This is a genomic window from Nocardia sp. NPDC005746, from assembly GCF_040630785.1.
Taxonomy (GTDB): Bacteria; Actinomycetota; Actinomycetes; order Mycobacteriales; family Mycobacteriaceae; genus Nocardia.
Genome location: NZ_JBEXYE010000025.1, coordinates 44,343 through 64,948, shown reverse-complemented (window position 1 = coordinate 64,948; position 20,606 = coordinate 44,343). Strand labels below are relative to the sequence as shown.

17 protein-coding genes are annotated in these 20,606 nt (G+C 70.0%); 6 read left to right on the top strand and 11 right to left on the bottom strand.

The features are described 5' to 3' along the window. Nucleotide 1: 1 nt before the first annotated feature. Genes ABZ412_RS32175 through ABZ412_RS32165 form a run of 3 tightly spaced genes read right to left on the bottom strand, consistent with a single transcriptional unit; the run spans nucleotide 2 to nucleotide 1,278 of the window. Nucleotides 2–865, bottom strand: coding sequence for an ABC transporter permease (locus ABZ412_RS32175; protein WP_357287842.1), 864 nt, complete (start codon nucleotides 863–865; stop codon nucleotides 2–4). After that, complete coding sequence (locus ABZ412_RS32170) at nucleotides 865–1,053, bottom strand: hypothetical protein (RefSeq protein WP_357287839.1); 189 nt, start codon at nucleotides 1,051–1,053, stop codon at nucleotides 865–867. The genes ABZ412_RS32175 and ABZ412_RS32170 overlap by 1 nt, the downstream gene beginning before the upstream one ends. Then, a complete protein-coding gene (locus ABZ412_RS32165) occupies nucleotides 1,054–1,278 on the bottom strand; it encodes a hypothetical protein (protein ID WP_357287836.1) in 225 nt (74 codons plus the stop codon). A gap of 259 nt (nucleotides 1,279–1,537) precedes the next feature. Between ABZ412_RS32165 and ABZ412_RS32160 the strand changes: the two genes are divergently transcribed. Then, a complete protein-coding gene (locus ABZ412_RS32160) occupies nucleotides 1,538–2,440 on the top strand; it encodes an oxygenase MpaB family protein (protein ID WP_357287833.1) in 903 nt (300 codons plus the stop codon). A 12-nt stretch (nucleotides 2,441–2,452) separates the two neighbouring features. On the opposite strand, the gene ABZ412_RS32155 is transcribed toward ABZ412_RS32160, so the two are convergent. Next, entirely contained in the window at nucleotides 2,453–4,558 is a 2,106-nt protein-coding gene (locus ABZ412_RS32155) for a glycosyltransferase family 39 protein (protein WP_357287831.1), read from the bottom strand. Between the two features lie 507 nt (nucleotides 4,559–5,065). Between ABZ412_RS32155 and ABZ412_RS32150 the strand changes: the two genes are divergently transcribed. From ABZ412_RS32150 to ABZ412_RS32135, 4 genes are all read left to right on the top strand, one after another. After that, nucleotides 5,066–6,628 carry a HAMP domain-containing sensor histidine kinase gene (locus ABZ412_RS32150; RefSeq protein WP_357287828.1) on the top strand — a complete coding sequence of 521 codons (1,563 nt, stop codon included), beginning with the start codon at nucleotides 5,066–5,068 and terminating at the stop codon, nucleotides 6,626–6,628. Between the two features lie 103 nt (nucleotides 6,629–6,731). Continuing rightward, a complete protein-coding gene (locus ABZ412_RS32145; RefSeq protein ID WP_357287826.1) occupies nucleotides 6,732–7,439 on the top strand; it encodes a response regulator transcription factor in 708 nt (235 codons plus the stop codon). A 650-nt stretch (nucleotides 7,440–8,089) separates the two neighbouring features. Continuing rightward, nucleotides 8,090–8,974: an AraC family transcriptional regulator gene (locus ABZ412_RS32140; protein ID WP_357287823.1), complete on the top strand. Its 885-nt coding sequence runs from the start codon at nucleotides 8,090–8,092 to the stop codon at nucleotides 8,972–8,974. A gap of 255 nt (nucleotides 8,975–9,229) precedes the next feature. Further along, nucleotides 9,230–9,886, top strand: a complete 657-nt coding sequence (locus ABZ412_RS32135) for an arsenate reductase ArsC (RefSeq protein WP_357287820.1) — start codon at nucleotides 9,230–9,232, stop codon at nucleotides 9,884–9,886. Between the two features lie 28 nt (nucleotides 9,887–9,914). Here ABZ412_RS32135 and ABZ412_RS32130 read toward each other — a convergent pair whose 3' ends face one another. Continuing rightward, nucleotides 9,915–10,490: a TetR/AcrR family transcriptional regulator gene (locus ABZ412_RS32130; protein ID WP_357287817.1), complete on the bottom strand. Its 576-nt coding sequence runs from the start codon at nucleotides 10,488–10,490 to the stop codon at nucleotides 9,915–9,917. A gap of 42 nt (nucleotides 10,491–10,532) precedes the next feature. Between ABZ412_RS32130 and ABZ412_RS32125 the strand changes: the two genes are divergently transcribed. Continuing rightward, nucleotides 10,533–11,390, top strand: a complete 858-nt coding sequence (locus tag ABZ412_RS32125) for a phytanoyl-CoA dioxygenase family protein (RefSeq protein ID WP_357287815.1) — start codon at nucleotides 10,533–10,535, stop codon at nucleotides 11,388–11,390. A gap of 3 nt (nucleotides 11,391–11,393) precedes the next feature. Here ABZ412_RS32125 and ABZ412_RS32120 read toward each other — a convergent pair whose 3' ends face one another. The 6 genes from ABZ412_RS32120 to ABZ412_RS32095 form a co-directional block, all read right to left on the bottom strand. Next, nucleotides 11,394–11,564 (bottom strand): hypothetical protein, encoded by a 171-nt coding sequence (locus tag ABZ412_RS32120; protein ID WP_357287812.1) that lies wholly within the window; start codon nucleotides 11,562–11,564, stop codon nucleotides 11,394–11,396. A 198-nt stretch (nucleotides 11,565–11,762) separates the two neighbouring features. Next, nucleotides 11,763–13,397, bottom strand: a complete 1,635-nt coding sequence (locus ABZ412_RS32115) for a DEAD/DEAH box helicase (protein WP_357287809.1) — start codon at nucleotides 13,395–13,397, stop codon at nucleotides 11,763–11,765. Nucleotides 13,398–13,624: 227 nt separating this feature from the next. Further along, on the bottom strand, nucleotides 13,625–14,980 hold the full coding sequence (locus tag ABZ412_RS32110) for a M1 family metallopeptidase (RefSeq protein WP_357287806.1): 1,356 nt from the start codon (nucleotides 14,978–14,980) through the stop codon (nucleotides 13,625–13,627). Continuing rightward, the gene (locus tag ABZ412_RS32105) at nucleotides 14,980–18,879 is read right to left on the bottom strand and encodes a Pls/PosA family non-ribosomal peptide synthetase (protein WP_357287804.1); all 3,900 of its coding nucleotides are present in this window, start codon (nucleotides 18,877–18,879) and stop codon (nucleotides 14,980–14,982) included. Before ABZ412_RS32105 ends, ABZ412_RS32110 begins: the two co-directional genes overlap by 1 nt. Nucleotides 18,880–19,020: 141 nt before the next feature. Further along, nucleotides 19,021–19,965: a PHB depolymerase family esterase gene (locus ABZ412_RS32100; protein WP_357287801.1), complete on the bottom strand. Its 945-nt coding sequence runs from the start codon at nucleotides 19,963–19,965 to the stop codon at nucleotides 19,021–19,023. 47 nt (nucleotides 19,966–20,012) lie between these two features. After that, a complete protein-coding gene (locus tag ABZ412_RS32095) occupies nucleotides 20,013–20,513 on the bottom strand; it encodes a gluconokinase (RefSeq protein WP_357287912.1) in 501 nt (166 codons plus the stop codon). Between the last annotated feature and the right edge of the window lie 93 nt (nucleotides 20,514–20,606).

Here is a 20,606-nt window from a genome sequence, read left to right as displayed (position 1 = left end):
CTCACACCACCTTCGTCGGCAACAGCGTGTTGTAGAGCTGGGTGAGCGCGATATTGGTGGCGAACAGCATCAGCGCCGAGCTCACCACCGCCGAGTTCACCGCATTGGCCACCCCGCCCGGGCCGCCGTGCGCGTGCAGGCCGATATCGCAGGCGATCACCGCGGTGAGCAGCCCGAAGATGGCCGCCTTGAGCACCGCGACCACCAGGTCGTCGGCCACCGCGAAGGACGCGAACGAACCGATGAACGAGCCCGGCGTCCCCGACTGGGCGTAGACGTTGAACATGTAGGCCGTCGCGAAGCCCACGAACACGATGAAGCCGCACAGCAGCATGCTCACCAGCACCGCCGCCGCCAGTCGCGGCGCGACCAGCCGCCGCACCGGGTCGACGCCCATCACCATCATGGCGTCGATCTCCTCGCGGATCGTGCGCGAGCCCAGGTCGGCGGTGATGGCCGAGCCGACCGCGCCGGCGATCATGAGCGAGGTGACCAGCGGCGCGCCCTGGCGGATGATGCCGAGCCCGGCCACCGCGCCGATGAAGGTGGTCGCGCCGACCTGATTCACCAACGCGCCCACCTGGATCGACACCACCACCGCGATCGGGATGGCCACCAGCACCGTCGGCGCGGCCGACACGCTCGTCATGAACGCGCACTGTTTGATGAACTCGCGGTACGGGAACCGCCGCGACAGGATCGACACCACCAGCTGACGCAGCGCGTCCCGGCCCAGATCGACCTGTCGCCCCAGGGTTTCCAGGGACCGCTGCGGATGATCGCGCCACAACTGTCGGGCGCTCCGGCCGATCCGCTCCAGTTCGGAGGGTTCCGGTGCGCCGGAAGGTTTTTCGAGTGTCGTCATCAGGCCATGTCCTCGAGGTAGCGCTGCAACAGCATCAGCAGATACCCGGCCACCGAGAGACCGGCGGCCACGGTGCACAGCACGGCCACCCACAGGCCGGCGCGCAGAACGGGATTCACTCGCATACGCCCACCGAGAATCTTGATCCCGATTACCAGGATGTCGATGAGCCAGACCAGAACCATCATCTACGTCATGCACACATTCGAGAAGGTGAGCACCGGCCAGCACACGATCGATCCGAGGAACGAGATGATCACGTCGAGGCCGTGCAACTGCTTCAGATGTGCGGTGTGGGTGAGTGTCCACACCACCCCCACCAGCCCGTAGGGAATGGCCAGAATGATCAGCGTCCCGAGGAATTCGGACACCTTCATCTCGTAGCTCAGTATGCGATCCAACCGTTTCAGCATCTTGCGAACGTCCTCTCACGTCCCCGCCCCGCGCCTCTGTGCACGAGCTGCCGCAGCGACGTATGTTACTCACGATTCTCGAGAATGGAAGAGAATCGGGAGATCTTCTTCGGGGATGATATTGGGGAGATGCAACGTCTCACGCTGCGGTGATGCGGTAACACAGGTGGTACTAAGTTACTTTCTATTCCCCTCTTGAATCCGAGACCGCGCTGCGGAATCCTCGGTAACATAGCCCGCGCCCGATCGAAGGAGATCCATGACCATCGCGGCACCGCAGCCGGCCGGCGACGCCACCCTCACCCTCGAGCAGACCCGCATCCACATCCCCGGCGTGCACCGCGCCGACACCAAACGCCCGCCGAAACTCGAGGACGCGCTGGACTTCTGGCAGTTCTCCGGCGCGGCCGCCAATGTCGCCATGCAGATGGCGCGACCCGGCGTCGGGCACGGCGTGGCCGACAGCAAGGTGCACTCCGGGGCGCTCATGGTGCATCCGTGGAAACGGTTGCGCACCACCGCGTCCTACCTCGCGGTCGCCATCCTCGGCACGCCGGAGGAGAAGGTCGCCTTCCGGGAAGCGGTCAATGTCGCCCACCGCCAGGTGAAGTCCGAACCCGGGGCCGCTGTCCGCTACAACGCCTTCGACCGCGACCTGCAACTGTGGGTCGCGGCCTGCCTCTACATCGGCTTCGAGGACTCGTATCAGCTGCTCAACGGGAAGATGAATCCCGAACAGGCCGAGGCGTTCTACTCCACCTCCGCGCCCCTGGGCACCACCCTCCAGGTCACCGACGAGATGTGGCCCGGCACCCGCGCCGAATTCGACGAGTACTGGGTGCGCGCGTGCGAGCAGGTGGCGGCCGACGAGAAGATCCGCGCCTTCATCGACGACCTGCTACGCCTGCGCATGATCCACTGGAATCTGCGGGTGATCTTCGGCGGTCTGCTGCGCTTCCTCACCGTCGGCTACCTGCCCCCGTACTTCCGTGAGCAGCTCGGCGTGAGCTGGTCCGCCGCCGACCAGCGCCGCTTCGAGCACCTGTTCGTGTTCGTGGGCTTCGTGAACCGCTTCATTCCCCGCTTCATTCGCAACGCGGGCACCCGGAGCATGATGGCGAACGTGCGCCGTCGGCTGCGGGTGCACAAGGCGTTGATCTGATCGTCCGGCCGCTCAGGCGGTGACCGGCCGGGACAGGTCGTACACGGTGCTGGCGCCGACCGTGAGCGCGGTGAAGTGGGACTTCACCCAGGCCGAGATCTGGGAGCCGCTCGAATCGGCGTTGCCGCCCATGACCATTCCGCCGTCGATGAAGTAGCGAACCTGACCGGCGGACACGTAGGTCTGGAACCGCGCCAGGGTGGGGGAGTCGTCGCTACCGGTGAAACCACCGATCGCCATGACCGACTTGCCGGAATTCAGGGCAAGGCCCCCAGCCGAACCCGCCCCGACGGTCGCGGCCGCCCAGCGAGCGTCGCTGTGCTCGAGCAGGGCTACCAGCTCGGCATTGTTCGCCGATGCGAACATCGGGCCGTGCCCGTTGCCTGGCGCGCCGTCGCCGGTGCCGCCTTGCTGGACCGGAATGACGTCGGTCGGCCCGGTCGTGATCTCGCCGCTCGGGGCGGCCGGATCCCCTTCGGGCGCTGCGTCGCTCGGTGGTGTGAAGCGATCGCCGTCCTCGCCGGGAGCGCCGCAAGGGCCGAAACTCTGGGCGGCGGCGGGTCCGGACAGCGGATTGCCGCCGCTGTGTGGCTGGGCGGCGGTCGCGATCGCCCAGGCGCTCGCGCCGCCGAGTCCGAACAGCACGCCCGCCAGCGCCAGGACGGCGGCGTAGCGGCAGGATGCGCGGGAACCGGCAATAACGGGCAGCGCCACCAGGATCGAGCCGATCAGCACCGTCCAGCGCAGCCACGGCAGCCAGTCCGGGGTGCGGTTCAGCAGCACGAACGACCACGCCCCGGTGCCCGCCGCCATGAGGGCCAAGGTCGGGCGCGCCGCGGGATGGGCCGCGCGCGACCACAATTCGCGCACCGACAGCGCGACCAGCGCGCCGATCGCCGGGGCCAGGGCCACGGTGTAGTACGGGTGCACGATGCCGCCCATGAACGAGAAGGTCACCCCGGTGACCAGTAGCCAGCCGCCCCACAGGACGAACGCCGCCCGGGTGCGGTCGGTGCGCGGCGCACGGCGGGTGAGCCAGAGCCCCGCGGCCAGCCCGATCAGCGCGGCCGGAAGCAGCCACGAGATCTCGCCGCCCATCTCCGGATTGAAAAGCCGTGTGAGGCCTGAGGATCCGCTGAACCCGGCGAATCCGGACATGCCCTCGGGCGCGTCGACACCGCCGGGACTGTGGGAACCCATATTGCCGCTGCCGCCGAGGATGCGGCCCAGACCGTTGTAGCCGACCGCCAGCTGCCACAGGCTGTTGTCGGTCGAGCCACCGATGAACGGCCGCGAGTCCGCGGGCCACAACTCGACCAGCGCGATGTACCACCCCGCCGACACCACGACGGCGAGGCAGGCCAGGGCGAGGGACCGGACCCGCTGCCGCAGTGAGCTGTTCGCGGCGATCAGGAAAGCCAGACCGAGCCCGGGCAGGATCAAGAACGCCTGCATCATCTTGGTGAGGAAGCCGAACCCCACCGCCACACCCGCGAGCATCAGCCAGCCGGTCGGCGCGGACCACACCCGGTCGCCGGTGGCCTGAATGGCACGGACCGTGCAGTAGGCGGCCACGACGAGCAGCAGCACCAGTAACGCGTCCGGATTGTCGAAGCGGAAGATCAGCACCGCCACGGGTGTCAGGCCCGCGATCGCCCCGGCCAGCAGCCCGGCGCCCGGCCCGCTCAGCCGCCGCACGGTGGCCGCGAGCAGCCCGACCGACACGACGCCCATGAGAGCTTGCGGCAGCAGCACCGACCACTGGCTGAACCCGAGCAGCTTCCCGGACAGCCCCATCACCCACAGCGCCGCGGGCGGCTTGTCCACCGTGATGGCGTTCCCGGCGTCGAACGACCCGAACAGCAGCGCCTTCCAACTCCGCGACCCCGCCTGGGCGGCCGCCGAGTAGTACTCGTTGGCCCAGCCGGAGTTCGTCAGATCCCACAGATAGAGCACCGCCGTCACCGCGAGCAGCCCGATCAGACCCGGCCGCGCCCAGCGAGGCTGCCCGTCCGCCCCGAAAACCACCCGGGCGAGCCGTGTTTCACGCCGCCCGGCGTCGCCCTCGTCCGGTCGCTCCGCCGCGGCCGACTCCAGCCGCCACGCAGTCGATGTCATATCCCGTCCCTTCGCTCACCGCGACACCGTGATCGCGGCGCGGTCGTCGTGGTCGATCCTGTTCGCCGGGGCTCGGGGCGAATGGCGTGCGAATCTGGGAGTCCGCTGGGAACGCGGTATGGGCTCGCCGGGCCCGCTAGGCCGAGTGATGGTGCGTGGACACTCGTGCCTGCGAGGTGCGCGGACCGGGGGCTGGACTGCCACACGGATCCCCGCGCCGGTCAACGGCTGGAGCCAGACATCGTGGCTCGAGCGGTGGGCCCCGCATGGAGTCGCCGGTCGACCACAACCAAACGCCCGGCCGCCGGTCACCGCTCCGGTGCGGGCCGGGGTTCGCGGGGCCGGGATCGGTGCTGTGGGTCGGTGCCCGCCGCAATCGGCGCGCGGGCGGACGCGGCTTCTCGAGTTCGCCGGAGGTTCGGCGCCTACTGTCGGGGCGGTTCGCGCGGCGGCGCGGCGGAAGGGAGATCGGCGTGGGCCGTCGACGGGCTGTGTTTAGGTGGGTTCGTGCGTGATCGAGCGGTCGGCTCTCCGTCCGCCGGAGCCCATGCGGGGCCTCGTTTCCCCAGGCTGCGGCGGTGGACGCTGCGGGCCCGGCTGCTGGTGTCGGTGCTGGTGATCGCCACGGCGGGGCTGGCCGCGTTCGGGGTGCTCACCCAGGCGATGCTCGGCCGCTCCGAATTGGCGCGTATCGATGGACAGTTGAACGGGGTCGCGCGGGATCTGGCCACCGAGAGCCGTCCGCCCCCGCCCCCGCGGCCCGACGAACCGGTGAAGGGCCTGCCCTCGACCTTCCAGGTCCTGTTCTTCGACAGCACGGGCGCTCCGTCGGGGCAGATCGGCGTCGGTGGTGTCGAGTTGTCGTTGCCCGCGATGGACAAGGCGGCAGTCGCCGCGCGTGGCGACCGGATCTTCGAGGTGACCGACTCGCACGGGTCCCCTTGGCGGGTGCGGACGGTGGTGCAGCCGCCGAGCCGGATGCAGCCACTGGGGGCGACGGCGGCCGTGGTCATGCCGTTGGACGGCTACTACGCGACCGCTCGGGAATTGCGGACCATCGAAGTGGTCTCCGGCGTGGTGCTGGTGCTGGTGATGGCCGCCGTGGCGACCTGGGTGGTGCGGGTCGGGTTGCGGCCGCTCTCGCGGATCGAGCACACCGCCGAGGCCATCGCGGCCGGAGAGCTGGATCGGCGGGTCGAGCACACCGACGATCACACCGAGGTCGGGCGGCTGGGGGCCGCGTTCAATGTGATGCTCGAACGGTTGTCGACCAGCATGCGGCGGCTCGGGGAATCCGAGGCGCGGATGCGGCTGTTCGTGGCCGATGCCTCGCACGAACTGCGCACCCCGCTCACCTCGATCCGCGGGTACGCCGAGCTGTACCGGATGGGCGGCGCCGCGAATCCCGGCCAGGTCGCCACCATGATGCGACGCATCGAGGACGAGGCCGCGCGCATGGGACTGCTGGTCGAGGACCTGCTGCTACTCGCGCGGCTGGACGAGCAACGCCCGCTGGACCTGACCGACGTGAACCTGTCCGCCCTCGCCGGGGACATCGTGCGCGACGCGCTGGCCCGGCAGCCGGAACGCGTTGTGCGGCTGCGGCTTCCCGGCGGCGCCGTGCGCGTGGTGGGGGACGAGCATCGGCTGCGGCAGGTGCTGACCAACCTGGTCGGCAACGGGCTCGTGCACACACCCGCCACGGCCGAGATCGACATTCGGATCGCCACGGGCACCGTGCCGGACGCGGCCGGAGTGGTCGCCGCCGCCGGGGCCGATCTGCGGGCGGGTGGTCCGGCGGTGATCGCGGAGGTGTCCGACACCGGCCCCGGCATCCCCCTCGAACAGGCCGGACACGTCTTCGACCGCTTCTATCGGGTCGACGAATCCCGCTCGCGCGCAGGCGGTTCCGGGCTGGGACTGGCCATCGTGGCCGCCGTGCTGACCGCGCACGGCGCGCGGATCGAACTGCTCACCCGGCCCGGGGCGGGCACGCTCTTCCGCATGGTGTTCCCGCTCTCGGACCGGTCCGGACCCGAGGCCGCCGGTTCACAGGAAACGCCCAGCTGACGCCGAGCCTGCCCGGTGGGCCGGCCCCGAGGATGGCCCGTATGACACAGAGCGGCGCGAGTGCGCGCACGAATCCGGTGTGGGAGCGCCTAGGGTGACCATCGTGAGCGATCGCGCCGCGACCCCGGCGGCGACCGTGCTGGTCGTCGACGACGAGCCGTACATTCTCGACCTGCTCTGTTCCGCGCTGCGGCTGAGCGGGTTCGACGTCAGCTCCGCCGACAGCGGCCGGGGCGCGCTGGAAGCCGCGACCCGGCGGCCGCCCGACGTCATGATCCTCGACGTCATGCTGCCCGACCTCGACGGTTTCACCGTCGCCCGCAGGCTGCGCGCCGCGGGCAGCGAGGTGCCGGTGCTGTTCCTCACCGCCCGCGACGCCGTCGAGGACCGCATCGCCGGACTCAGCGCCGGCGGCGACGACTACGTGAGCAAACCGTTCAGCCTCGAGGAAGTCGTGCTGCGTCTGCACGCCATCCTGCGCCGCACCAGACCCGCCGACGACGAGGGGCCCGAGCGGCTGCGCTTCGCCGACCTGGAACTCGACGCCGACACTCACCGCGTGTTCCGGGGCGGCGAATTGATCTGGCTGTCCGCCACCGAATTCAAGCTGTTGCAGTACCTGATGCTCAACGCGGGCAAGGTGGTGAGCAAGCGGCAGATCCTCGACCGTGTGTGGCAGGCCGAGGAAGGGCGAGCCGACCGAGTGGTCGAAACGTTCGTCAGTCAGCTGCGGCGCAAGATCGATACCGACCATCCGCCACTGATTCACACGGTGCGCGGCGTCGGATACACGCTGCGCGACACTCCCTAGCGCATTGGCGCGCAACCACAACAGCAACGGCGCCGTGGCAGGAGTTTCCGCTCGAACTGCTCGACTCGCTACCTCGGGGATGGCCGGCTGTGCGCGACGCGCAGGAGGGATTCTTGGCACGCTCGCCCATTCTGACTGCCGCGGCGATCGGGTGGTCCGGACCCGAGATCCCGGAGCCGAGCCGTATCTGCGTCGCGAAGGACTTCGCCATCACGGCTTCTGGCCGCTGCACGCCCCGGTGGCGGAATCGAACAGGGAACGGCTGCAGTGCTTTTCGCCCGTCTCAGCTTCCCGGTCCGCCCGGGTTCACCGCCTTGCTCAGGGAACCCCTGCGCTCGCCGCTCGGGGCATCGATGCTCGCTCCCCCCCGGAATGCCGGACATGACGCCGCCGAATCGGATTCGGTGCGAACTCCCTTGTGGCACTGCAAAGATCTCGGATCGCCGCTCCGCATCGAACGCCTCGCGACCTCGACCGCCGTGCTCATGAGCGGTTCTCCCATGCCTCGAGATATCCCGCGAAAAGGGGATTGCCGGGCTCACCTCGGTGGGAGGATTGCTTGTGTGGACCATGCCGTTACCGGCGCCGTCGAGGTCTCGTCATCCTCGACCCTTTCGCCACGTCAGGCATTCGAACAATGGGAATCCCTGATGTCGGACGCGGTCGCGCCGACCGTCATCGAGCCCTTGCGCACCGGTCACTGGCACGGCCGCGTGGTATCGACCCAGTACGACGGAATCTCGGTGTCGCGCATGCAGGCCAGTGCGCAACGCGCCATGCGGACACCGAAGATGGTGGCGCGGACCGCTGGCGACTTCCTGCTCGTGAATATCGTTCTGAAAGGGACGAATTGGACCGAGCAGGGTGGCCGCACCGCCGAATCCAAGCCCGGCACCATCGCATTCTTCGACAGCGGCCTGCCGCTCGAGAGCCGCACCACCGACAATTGCCTGTCCACTCTGATCCGGGCCCCGATGCGACAGGTCCTCGAACACTCCGGCCTCACCCGTGAACAGCTGCCCACCGCCACCGCTGTCCCCGCTACCGGAGCCCTCGGCGTGGTCACCGGCTTCTTCCGCAATCTGGCCGAACTCCCCGCCGACGACATCGCCCGCGCGGTCACCGTATTCGGCGGTGACGCCGCCGGGATGATGGCCTCGGCCCTGCTGCTGTCCACCGGTACCGGCGCACCCGCCCCGTCGGATTCGCTCTACACCCGTCAGCAGGTTCTGGCCTACATCCGCAAGAACTTCACCAATCCGGACCTGACGGTCGACGAGATCGCCCACGCCTGCCTGCTCTCCCGCCGCACCCTCTACCGGGTGTGCGAGGGATTCGGTGAGCCGGGCGCGCTGATCCGCCGCACCCGAATCGCCCACGCCCGCCGCCTGATTCGCGCCGATCGCACCCGCTCGCTGGCCGCGGTCGCCGCCGCCTGCGGGTTCTCCAGCGACCGTCACTTCTACCGCGCCTTCCGCGAGGAGACCGGTCTGACCCCCGGCCAGTTCCGCGACCAGCTCGGCCCGGTGCGCTAGCCGCGGGCGTTGACGCCGCTCCTGGTCCGAGTGACGGGCCGGCGGACGCGCCAGGACCATGGCCGTCATCACACTGCCGGATTCGATGTGGTCGTTCACTCACCGTGAAGTCGTCGAGCGACCGGGTGCGCGACTGGCGGAGTACGGACTAATGACGATAGCGTGTGGCTATCAACAAGTCTCATGTCCGGTTCGGTGTTCAGCCCGGACGTTCTCAACAGCGATACGCTGGAATTTCGAGCGGAGGGAGTGAGCGTGAACGAGAATCCCGGCACCGCCCTGCCTTCCGGCGCCGACACGGAACCGGCTGTGCGGGGCGACGCGGTGGCACGTCTGATGGACGAGTTCGGACCGTCCGCGGACCGTGCCACGGTCGAGCGCATCCTCGACGGTTCGCTGGACCATCTCACGGCCATCGGGCTGCCGGCGGACCGGCTGCCCGGACTGGCCGAGCGGTTCGCCCGCGAGCGGCTCACCGCCCTGGCCCGTACCCGGGGGCACGGCGCCCCGACCGGGCCCACGGTCCTGTTCGTCTGCACCCAGAACGCCGGGCGCTCACAGATGGCGCTCGGCTTCTTCACCAGCATGGCCGGGCGGCAGGCCGCCGCGTGGTCGTGCGGATCGGCCCCGAGCGCGGCGATCCACCCGCTGGTGATCGCGGCCATGGCCGAACGCGGCGTGGACATCGCCGACGAATTCCCGAAGCCGTGGTCCGACGAACTGATGCGGGCCGCCGATGTGGTGATCGACATGGGTTGCGGTGACGACAACCCGATCATCGGCGGGCATCGGTTCGAGCAGTGGCCACTGCCCGATCCCGCCGGGGGTGGGATCGAGGAGATCCGCGCCATCCGCGACGACATCGAGCAGCGGGTGCGCCGACTCGTCGCCAACCTCGGGCTGGCGGCCTGAGTTCTCTCCGCCGGGTGTCGCGCGGGTTCTAGGACAGCTCCAGCGTCGCGGCCGTGAAGCGCCACAGGCGTTCCGCGGCCAGGTCGACCGCCGGCCGGGGGTGGGTGCGCAGTTGCCGGCCGATGCCGTGGCGTAGACCGCCGATCACGTACGCGCCCGCGCTGTCGGGGTCGAGATCGGCGGGGATCTCGCCGGTGGCCTGCCCACGCCGGATATTGGCGGCCGCGGCATCGCCGAGATTGCGGATGTAGAGGGCCTCGATCTCGGTGAGACCCGGATCGGGGGCGGCGCGATTGAGGAGCAGCGCCGCGAGCGGGTGGTCGAAGTGGTAGGCCACGAAACACTGTGTGCGGGCGCGTTCGCGGGTGGCCCAGTCGCCGTCGGGGAGGCGATCGTCGGCGATGGCCCGGCTCAGCCCTTCGTAGAAATCGTCCCAGATCGCTGCCAGCAGACCGACTTTCGAGCCGAAGTGGTGATAGAGCGCGCCGGTGCTCAGGCCGGTGCGGCGGGTCAGCGCGCTCAGCTCCAGCAGTCCGTTGGCGTGGACCAGTTCGTCGCGCGCGGCGTCGAGAAGTTGTTGACGTCCGATCGGTGCTCGTGCCACAGTCGGAGGATAACAGAACTCAGTTATGTAAAGGATGGCCCGATGAGCACGAAGGTGACCTCGCTACGGGATCTCGACGGTGATCTGGCCGGAACCTATCGGCGCACCGGCAGCAGCGGCGCGAGTGTGGACCCGGCGGTGGTCGACGCGGATCTGGCCGCGCTCGAGCGCGACGGCTACGTCATCCTGCCCGACCTGCTGACGGCGGCCGAACTGGACGAGATCCGGGAAAGCGTTGCGCCACTGCTGGATCGGAGCGGGCGCAACAACTTCGAAGGTCATTCCACCCAGCGCGTCTACAGCGTGCTGAACAAGACTCGATCCTGCGACCGCATCGCCGATCATCCACGCGTGCTGGCGCTGCTGGACCGGCTGTTCATGCCCAACTATCTGCTGTCCATGCTGCAGGTGATCAATATCCAACCCGGCGAAGCCGCGCAGATGCTGCACACCGACGACGGCTTCTACCCGCTGCCGCGGCCGCGAAAGGCGTTGGGGGCGGCGACCATCTGGGCCATCGACGACTTCACCGCCGACAATGGCGCCACCGATATGGTGCCGGGCAGCCACTTGTGGGGCGACGAACTCCCCGACGAATCCACGCCGCGGGAACCGATCGTGATGCGGGCCGGTAGCTGCGTATTCTTCGGTGGCACCCTGTGGCACGGCGGCGGCGCGAATCGGTCGGCGAATCCGCGGCTCGCGCTCACCGCGCAGTATTGCGAGCCGTGGCTGCGCCCGCAGGAGGCGTTCACCCTGTCGATGACCCGCGATACCGTGCGCGCGGTGTCCGAGGACATTCGCCGGATGCTCGGCTACAGCATTCACCCGCCCTTCATCGGGCAGGTCGACGGCATGCACCCCAAACGCCTGCTGGAGCCCGGCGCGCCGGCGCTGTAGCGGCTATTTCGCAAGCTCGTGAGCCAGTTGCACGGCGGCTTTCATATCCGGCGCGTACCCCACTCGCCATTGCAGGCGGTCGATCGGCGTCACCGACACCTTGTAGCGGTGTTCGTCCACCCGCTCGAATTTGACCGTGACCGATTCGCTCAGTGGGGCGGCCTGCGTAACCATTGCTTCTCTCCTCACCCTGCGCGGACGTCGGGGGCGGTGGAAACATATTCACGGCGTGGGAGCAGGCTGCTGCTTGCTCTCAATTAACTGTAAGAAATTCCACGCCGGGTGGATACGGACAAAGGTTACATTCTCGGCGCGACCGGAGAATGGTCGCGCCGAGCATGCCGCGCGTCCCGCGAGTGCCGCCGAGTGACGTCAGCCGTTGCGGCGACGGCGGGGCGCACCGCCCGTACGCGGGGATCCGGACCGCCCGCCCGCGGTGTCGGAAGCGCTCTGGCCGTGGTCCCGCTGACGGGCCGGCGCCGCGGCACGGCGATCCGACCGGGTGCGCGAGGCGGGCTTGCCGCCCGTCTCGCCGCCGCGGGAGCCGTGACCCGAGGCCCCGGGCGCACCCGAGGCCGTGCGCGGCTTGCCGGAGGCTCGCCCGCCGGTGCGCCCGCCGGGACGGCCGTCCTTGACGGTCTCGTGCTTGCGGTCGGCCGGACGGTCGCTGCGCACCTCGTCGCCGCGGCCACCGGACTTGCGCCGGCGCGGCGCGGCGGGCTTGTCGCCCACGGGGCGGGTGCGCTGACGGGGCTGACGCGGGCCGCGCGCGGGAGCCGCGGCCGCCTCGCCGCGGGCCGGGGCGGTATCGCCGCCGGAGACGGGAACCAGCGCGGCGACCTCGCCGACCAGCTCGCTCACCTGCGGGGATTCGGGCGTCACCGACTGCGGGGAGACGGTGATCTTGGCCTTGCGCATGAGCGCGGCGAGATCGCCGCGCTGATCGGGCAGCACCAGGGTGACGACGTCGCCGTCATTGCCCGCGCGCGCGGTGCGGCCGGACCGGTGCAGGTAGGCCTTGTGCTCGGCGGGCGGATCGACGTGCACGACCAGTTCCACGCCGTCCACGTGCACGCCGCGCGCGGCCACGTCGGTGGCGACCAGGACCTTGGCCGCGCCGGAGGCGAAGGCCGCCAGATTGCGGTCGCGGGCGGGCTGGGTCAGGTTGCCGTGCAGGTCCACGGCCGGGATGCCGGCCGTGGTGAGCTGACGGGCCAGCTTGCGGGCCTGATGCTTGGTGCGGGTGAACAGGATTCGCCGCTCCGTGCCGGACGCGAGGCGGTGCACGACCGCGCGCTTCGCATCGTTGGTAGGCACCTCGAACACATGGTGGGTCATGGCGGCCACCGGCGAATTCGCTTCGTCGACTTCGTGTTTCACCGCGTTGGGCAGGAAGCGCTGAACCAGCTTGTTGACGCCGTTGTCCAGGGTGGCCGAGAACAGCAGGCGCTGGCCGTCGCTCGGGGTGGCGGCCAGGATCCGGGTGACGCCGGGCAGGAAGCCCAGGTCGGCCATGTGGTCGGCCTCGTCGATGATGGTGATCTCGACATCGTCGAGGCTGATCAGGCCCTGTCGCATGAGGTCCTCGAGGCGGCCCGGGCAGGCGATGACGATGTCGACGCCCTTCTTCAGCGCCTGCACCTGCCGGTGCTGGGACACGCCACCGAAGATGGTGGTCACCGACATGCGGTACGCGGCGGCCAACGGCTCGAGGGTGGCCGCGATCTGGGTCGCCAACTCGCGGGTCGGCGCGAGAACCAGCCCGGCGGGGTGATTCGGCGCACACGGCTGCGGGTCCCGGCCCAGCATGTCGACCATCGGAATGGAGAACGCCAAGGTCTTTCCGCTGCCGGTCTTTCCGCGTCCGAGCACGTCGCGCCCGGCCAGGGTGTCGGGCAGGGTGTCGGCCTGGATCGGGAACGGCTCGGTGATGCCGGCACTGGTGAGGGCGCGGATCAGCGGCTCGTGCACACCGAGCGCGGCGAAGGAGGTGGGGGCGGAAGTCATCGGAGCTGCAGTGCCTTTCGGGCATCGGGGGCGTGCCCGAGCCGTGCGGCGGACATCGGGTCCGCGCCGGGGGCACAAGGTGGCGAGATTGCCAGTGGGCAAAATCGATCGCCGTAAGGAAAGCTAAGCCGCGCAGTGGGGGCTGCTTGGGAGTTGTAGCGATCTACGACGCTGGTGTGACGGTTCGCACCGGCACAGCCATGATCAACAACGTGTTCGCTGGAAGTCTACCCGGCCTCGAAATCGGTCCGGTACGCGGGGAGTGCGGGCAGCGGCGGCAGCGGTCGGGCGTGCAGCCAGGCGTCCCAGAGCGGTCGCAGTGACTGGTTGCTGTAATGCCCGGCCAGGTCGGTGAATTCGTCGGTGCCGACCGAGGCGTGCCGGTACCGCGCGGTCCAGGCGCGCAGCAGGTCGAAGAAGGCGGTGTCGCCCAGCTGCAGGCGCAGGGCGTGCAGGGTGAGCGCGCCGCGCTTGTAGACCCGGTCGTCGAACATGAACTCCGGGGTCGGGTCGGCGAGCAGGATGTCCTGCGGCAGCCGTGCCAGGTTGCGGTGCGCGGTGCGGGCCAGCTGATCGGCCGACGGGCCGCCCGCGGCCGCGGACCAGATCCATTCCGCGTAACAGGCGAAACCCTCGTGCAGCCAGATGTCGCGCCACTGCCGGATGGTGAGGCTGTTGCCGAACCACTGGTGCGCCAGTTCGTGCGCGACCAGTCGCTCCGAACCGCGTTGCCCGTCACAGTGATTCGCGCCGAACACCGAAATGCCCTGGGCCTCGATGGGAATCTCGAGGTCGTCGTCGGTGACCACCACCGTGTACGCCTCGAACGGGTAGGGCCCGAACAGTTCGGTGAAGACCTCCATCATGCGCGGCTGGCGTGCGAAGTCGTGCTCGAAGGGCAGGCGCAGCCGCGGCGGCAGCACCGCCTGCATGGGGACCGATCCGCGCGGCGCGTCGATCCGCTGTTTGCGGTAGTGGCCGATCTGGATGGTCGCCAGGTAGGTCGCCATGGGTTCGGGCTGGTCGTACACCCAGGTGGTCTGGCTGGCCTTGGTCTGCTTGCGCACCAGGGTGCCGTTGGCCTGCGCGTAGTACGGGGAATCGGTGGTGATCGAGATCCGGTAGCTGGCCTTGGAACTGGGGTGGTCGTCGCAGGGGAACCAGGAGGCCGCGCCATTGGGCTGGCTGGCCACCAGGGCCCCCTCGGTGAGCTCCTCCCAGCCGACCTCGCCCCACGGACCGCGCACCGGCGTGGGCGGGCCCGCGTACTGGACGGTGAGTACCAGCGCGCCGCCCGCCGGGACGCGCTGGCGCGGGGTGATCACCAATTTGCCACGCTGGTGGACGTATTTGGCGGGCTTGGCGCCGTTCACCAGCACCTTGGACACCGACAGCGCCTGGGACAGGTCCAGCGCGAAGCGATCTCGCGCGCCGGTGGTCACCGCGGTGATGTCGGCGCGCCCGGCGAGCCGGTTGCTCGAGACCTTGTAGACCAGTTCGAGGTCGTAGCGCGAGACCCGGTAGCCGCGATTCCCGTTCTGCGGCAGGTAATCGTCGATGGGTTCGTCGATCGGATTCACCATCAGCGGCTCCCGTCCGGCCAGGGTGCGATGGGGTTGCCCCACCAGCGGGTGGACGGCGGGACGCTGTCGCCCCGCATGACCAGCGAGGCGGGCCCGATGGTGGCGCCCGCGCCGATCACGCTGGCGGGCAGGGCGACACAGTGCGGGCCGAGGGTGGCGCCGGGGCCGAGGGTGACGGTGTCCATGGCCATGATGCGGTCGTGGAACAGATGGGTCTGCACCACGCAACCGCGTTCCACGGTCGCGCCGTCACCGAGTGTCACCAGGTCAGCCTCCGGAAGCCAATAGGACTCGCACCATACCCCGCGGCCTATTTTCGCGCCGAGTCCACGCAACCAGACATTGAGGACAGGCGTTCCGGTGGCGGCACGCGCGAACCACGGTGCGGCGACATGCTCGACGAAGGTGTCGGCCACCTCGTTGCGCCACACGAACGAGCTCCACAGCGGATGCTCCTCGGTGCCGATCCGGCCCACCAGCAGCCATTTCGCGATGACCGAGGACGCGCCCGCGACCGCGCCCGCGGTCAGCAGCACCAGGCCGCTGAGCAGGGCGGTGGGCAGGTGGCCGAGGGTCTGGGCCAGCCAGGCCAGGCCGAACAGCACGCCGAGCCCGATGGCGAAGGTCACCAGCACCGGGATCAACCGGCAGGTCTCCACCACCGCGCGGGCGATCCGCAGCCGCGTGGGCGGGTCGAAGGTGCGTGCGGTGTCGGCGGTTTCGGCGGCGCGGCGCAATCGGATGGGTGGGCTGCCCAGCCACGACGACCCCGCCTTCGCCTTCGACGGCGCGGCCGACAGCACGGCGACCAGGCCGTTCTTGGGGACGCGACGGCCCGGCGCGGTCATGCCGGAGTTGCCGAGGAAGGCCCGCTTGCCGACCTTGGCCTCACCGATCCGCAGCCAGCCGCCGCCCAATTCGTAACTGGCGACCATGGTGTCGTCGGCCAGGAACGCGCCGTCGGCGACCACGGTGAACTTCGGCAGTAGCAGCACGGTCGAAACCTCCACGCGCTTGCCGACCTTCGCGCCCAGCAGGCGCAGCCACACCGGGGTCAGCAGGCTGGCGTAGAGCGGGAACAGGAAGGTGCGCGCGGAATCCAGCAGGCGTTCGGTGGCCCACGCCTGCCAGCCCTGGCGGCTGCGCACCGGATGATGGCCCTCGGTGAGCCCGATGGCCAGCAGCCGCACCGACACGATCGTGACCGTCGCGTACACGCCCAGGACCAGCAGCATGGCGACCGGCAGCATGGCGAACGCGCGCCCGAAACCCGCTGTCAGCGTCTGGGTGTCGCGAATCCACCAGGCGATGAGCAGGCCGCCGCTGCCCAGCGCCAGGATCGGCACCGAGGCCAGCAGCATGGAGGTGATGCCGAAGATGGCCACCCAGTGCGAGGCGCGCGCGGGCGTGGCGTCGGGCCAGCGGTGCTGGGCCCGGCCGACTTTCACCGCGGGCGAGCCCGCCCACTCCTGTTCGGCCTTGACCTTGCCCGACACCGACGAGCCGGGCGCGATCTCGGCATTGCGGCCGATCCTGGTGCCGGGCAGCAGCATCGAGCGCGCCCCGACCACCGCGCCGGGCCCGATCTCGATCGGGCCGATGTGCACCACGTCGCCGTCGATCCAGTACCCGGCCAGGTCGACCTCGGGTTCGACGCTGCAGCCGTCGCCGAGCCGCAGCATGCCGGTGACCGGCGGCAGGGTGTGCAGGTCGACGCCCGTGCCCACGGTCGCGCCGAGCGCGCGGGCGAACGGCACCATCCACGGTGCGCCGGACAGGTTCTCCGCGCCGCTGGCCTCCGACAGCCGCACGGCCGTCCACAGTCGCAGGTGCACGAGACCACCGCGCGGGTAGGTGCCGGCCCCGACGCCGCGCAACAGCAGCCGGGACCCGGCGACGCACAGCGCCATCCGGCCGGGCGGGGAGATGAACAGGACGAACGCCGCCAGGGTCCACCACCACGACAGGTGCGGCAGCCACGGCAGCGAGCCCGACCAGGCGGCGATATTGCCGACCGTGGCCAGCCACGTCAGCCATTGCAGACCGGTGAGGGTGGTGAGCGGGATCGTGGCGAGCACCTGAAACAGCTGCGCGGACAGCGGCACCGGCCGGACCACGCGCTCCTCGACGGTCTCGGTCGGAGCGAAGCCGTCCAGGAAGGCGGCCAGCGCGCCCAGGCGCGGATGGTCGTAGAGGTCGGCCACCGCGATGCGCGGATGCCGCTCGCGCAGCGCCGCCACCAGCTGGGCCGCGGCGAGGGAGCCGCCGCCCAGATCGAAGAAGTCGGCGTCGGGATCGGTGACCTCGGCGCCCAGGATCGAATCCCACAGTCCGGCGACCCACTGCTGGGTCTCGGTGAGCCCGGCCTCGGGGGTGGCGGCGACCGCCTTGGGCAGCGGCCAGGGCAGGGCGTCGCGGTCGACCTTGCCGGAGGTGCGGGTGGGCAGTTCCCCCACGACGGCCAGGCGCGGCACCAGGGGGGCCGGAAGTTGTTCGGCCAGAATGGTTCTGGCGGCGGTCAGGTCGTAGTCGGCGTCGGGTCCGGTGAGGTAGCCGACCAGGATCTTGTTGCCCGCCTTGGTGGTCCGGATGGCGGCGGCCGCGCCGGTCACGCCCGGCAGGTGCTGCAGCGCGTTGTCGATCTCGCCGAGTTCGATGCGGCGGCCGCCGAGCTTGATCTGGTCGTCGGCGCGGCCCAGGAACACCAGTCCCTCGCGGTCGTTGCGGACCAGATCGCCGCTGCGGTAGGCGCGTTCCCAGCCCACCGATTCCAGCGGGGCGTACTTCTCGGCGTCCTTGGCGGGGTCGAGGTAGCGGGCCAGGCCGACGCCGCCGATCACCAGCTCACCGGATTCGCCCTCGCCCACGGGGTTTCCGGCGGCGTCGACGACGGTCAGGTCCCAGCCGTCGAGGGGCAGGCCGATGCGGATCGGGAACCCGCCGTCCAGCAGCGCCGCGCACGCCACCACGGTGGCCTCGGTGGGGCCGTAGGTGTTCCATACCTCGCGCTCGGAATCCTGGTTGCCCGCCAGTCGTTCGGCCAGCTCGGGCGGGACCGCCTCGCCGCCGAAGATGAGCAGGCGCACCGGTTCCAGGGCCTCGGCGGGCCAGGTGGCGGCCAGCGTCGGGACGGTCGAGACGATGCTGATCTCGCGGCGTACCAGCCACGGACCCAGGTCCGCGCCGGTGCGCACCAGTGCGCGCGGGGCCGGGACCAGGCAGGCGCCGTGCCGCCAGGCCAGCCACATCTCCTCGCAGGAGGCGTCGAAGGCGACCGACAGACCGGCCAGTACCCGGTCTCCGGGGCCGATGGGTTCGTGCTGGAGGAACAGGTTCGCTTCGGCGTCGACGAACGCGGCGGCGTTGCGATGGGTCACCGCAACGCCCTTGGGGGTGCCGGTGGATCCGGAGGTGAAGATGATCCAGGCGTCGTCGGCCGGGGTGGGGGCGGCCGGTCGGGTTCGCGGATCGCCGGATTCCCGTGCGACGCCGGTGGTTTCGATGCCGGCGGCGGTCACGATGGCCGACACCCGGGCCTCGCCGAACACCAGCCGGGCACGCTCGTCGGGATCATCGGCGTCGACCGGGACATAGGCCGCGCCCGCGTGCAGGACGGCCAGGATGGTGATGTAGAGCCCGCGCGTGCCCGACGGCATCCGGACCCCGACCCGGTCCCCGGCGCGCACGCCCGCGGCGGCCAGACGATCCACCTCGACGGCGATCTCCGCGAGCAGCTCCGCGTATCCGAGTTCCACCTCGCCGTCGTCGATGGCGGGTGCGTCGGGGTACGCCGCGGCGGTCGCGGCGAGAATGTCGACCAGGGTGCGGGCTCGCGGCGCGAGGGCGGCCCGCAACATCGGGTTCGCGTCTGTCTCGATATCGGCCTGCGGTCGCGGCATTACGTGCTGCCCACCTCTCATGGAACCATCCGGCGCTTCTGCGTTGGTTGTTTCATATGAGAGTTACCGACAGGCAAACTGTGGGGCGGCCATTGGCCCACGGTACCGGTAAGTCCTGGTTGTCCAGTGTTCGACCGGCGGTTATGCCGAGAATCGAGCGAAGAATCGCCAGATCACGTCGGCGGCGTCGAATTGGCGCGTGACTTTGCCGACAATGGCCTCGGGCAGGTACTGCTGACCACCCGGCCAGGTGTGACCGCCGCCGGTGACCGAGTAGAGCTGCACCGCGGATCCGTTCCGGCAGTCGGCGGACCGCAGCGTGACCGAGGTCCCGTCGTCGGTGCGCGGCGGCAGCTGGGTGGTGGTGACGCCGGAGCAGCCGTCGCGCTCGCGCCACCACTGCTGGGTCGCGTCGACCGACAGCACGGGGCTGGTGCCCGCGCCGTGCCGCCCCGAAGTGACCCGGACGACACCGCCGTCATAAGGGACGATCGGGTCGGCGGTGCCGTGGATCTCGAGCACCGGCAGGGGATGGGCGGGCGTGCAGTCGAATTCGTCCGTCTGGGGGAGCGGTCCCGCGACGGGGGCGATGGCGGCGAGCTTCCCCGACAGACGGCAGCCGAGCTGTTCGGTGAACATGCCGCCGTTGGACATCCCGGTGGCATAGACACGGGACGGGTCCACGCCGTCGCCGCCGACGAGCCGGTCGATCACCGCCGCAACGAAACCCACGTCGTCGATTCCGGCCGCGCCCGCCGTGGTGTCCGCGCCGCGGCCGTCGTTCCATGATTTCTGGTAGCCGTCGGGGTAGACGGCGATGAAGCCCTCGGTGTCGGAGAGCGTGTCGAAGCCGGAGGTCTCGGCCAGGTTCCGGGCGGTACCGCCCCCGCCGTGGAAGGCGAGGACCGCGGGCACCAGGCCCTGTGGGCGGTTGGCGGGGTAGTGGACGAGGTATTGCCGTTGCAGGCCGCCGAATTCGAGGGTGACCGTGGTGTCGGCCGCCGCGCGGGCCCGCGGATACGTGCAGCCCGCGGACAGGAACACGGCGGAGAGCAGGACCGCGGCGGCGATTCTCGGTGCGTACACGCCGTCGATGGTAGAGACGCGGCCTGAAGCTGAGCTGAAGCTTCGGGTCAGCTGTGAGGACGCAGGGCGGCCAGCGCGGCGTCGGCGACTTCGGCTGGCGGACGATTGATTTCGAGGGTGACCACCCGCTCGTCCGGATCGGGTGGCTCCAGGGTCTCGAGCTGCGAGGTCAGCAGGTCCGGTGGCATGAAATGGTCGGTGCGCGCGAGGAGGCGGGCGCGCAGTACCGCTCGGGCGCCCGTGAGGTGCACGAAGGTGAGGTCCGCGTCCGGGTGTCCGATGCGGCTGGCGCGCAGGATGTCCCGATAGGAGCGTTTCAGCGCCGAACAGGCGACGACTCCCGAACGGCCCGCCGCGAACTCCTCGGACATCCACTCCGCCACGGCCGCCAGCCACGGCCTCCGATCGGCATCGGTGAGCGGTTGACCGGCGGCCATCTTCGCGCAATTGGCGGGCGGGTGCAGGTCGTCGCCCTCCAGCAGATCCCAGTCCAGCGTCCGCGCCACGATGCTCGCCACAGTGGACTTGCCGGATCCCGCCACGCCCATCACCACCGCGATGTGTGGTCGCGCGGCGGCGGTCAATGGGCCTCCCGGATCGGTGCGGTGCTGGTCGCACCGACCATAGCCAGCGGAAATCCC

Excerpts from the sequence above, each read along its gene's own strand:
- ABZ412_RS32175 (WP_357287842.1), bottom strand. The coding sequence starts at position 865 with ATGACGACACTCGAAAAACCTTCCGGCGCACCGGAACCCTCCGAACTG.
- ABZ412_RS32170 (WP_357287839.1), bottom strand. The coding sequence starts at position 1,053 with ATGATGGTTCTGGTCTGGCTCATCGACATCCTGGTAATCGGGATCAAG.
- ABZ412_RS32165 (WP_357287836.1), bottom strand. The coding sequence starts at position 1,278 with ATGCTGAAACGGTTGGATCGCATACTGAGCTACGAGATGAAGGTGTCC.
- ABZ412_RS32160 (WP_357287833.1), top strand. The coding sequence starts at position 1,538 with ATGACCATCGCGGCACCGCAGCCGGCCGGCGACGCCACCCTCACCCTC.
- ABZ412_RS32155 (WP_357287831.1), bottom strand. The coding sequence starts at position 4,558 with ATGACATCGACTGCGTGGCGGCTGGAGTCGGCCGCGGCGGAGCGACCG.
- ABZ412_RS32140 (WP_357287823.1), top strand. The coding sequence starts at position 8,090 with ATGTCGGACGCGGTCGCGCCGACCGTCATCGAGCCCTTGCGCACCGGT.
- ABZ412_RS32125 (WP_357287815.1), top strand. The coding sequence starts at position 10,533 with ATGAGCACGAAGGTGACCTCGCTACGGGATCTCGACGGTGATCTGGCC.
- ABZ412_RS32120 (WP_357287812.1), bottom strand. The coding sequence starts at position 11,564 with ATGGTTACGCAGGCCGCCCCACTGAGCGAATCGGTCACGGTCAAATTC.
- ABZ412_RS32115 (WP_357287809.1), bottom strand. The coding sequence starts at position 13,397 with ATGACTTCCGCCCCCACCTCCTTCGCCGCGCTCGGTGTGCACGAGCCG.
- ABZ412_RS32110 (WP_357287806.1), bottom strand. The coding sequence starts at position 14,980 with ATGGTGAATCCGATCGACGAACCCATCGACGATTACCTGCCGCAGAAC.
- ABZ412_RS32105 (WP_357287804.1), bottom strand. The coding sequence starts at position 18,879 with ATGCCGCGACCGCAGGCCGATATCGAGACAGACGCGAACCCGATGTTG.
- ABZ412_RS32095 (WP_357287912.1), bottom strand. The coding sequence starts at position 20,513 with ATGGGCGTGGCGGGATCCGGCAAGTCCACTGTGGCGAGCATCGTGGCG.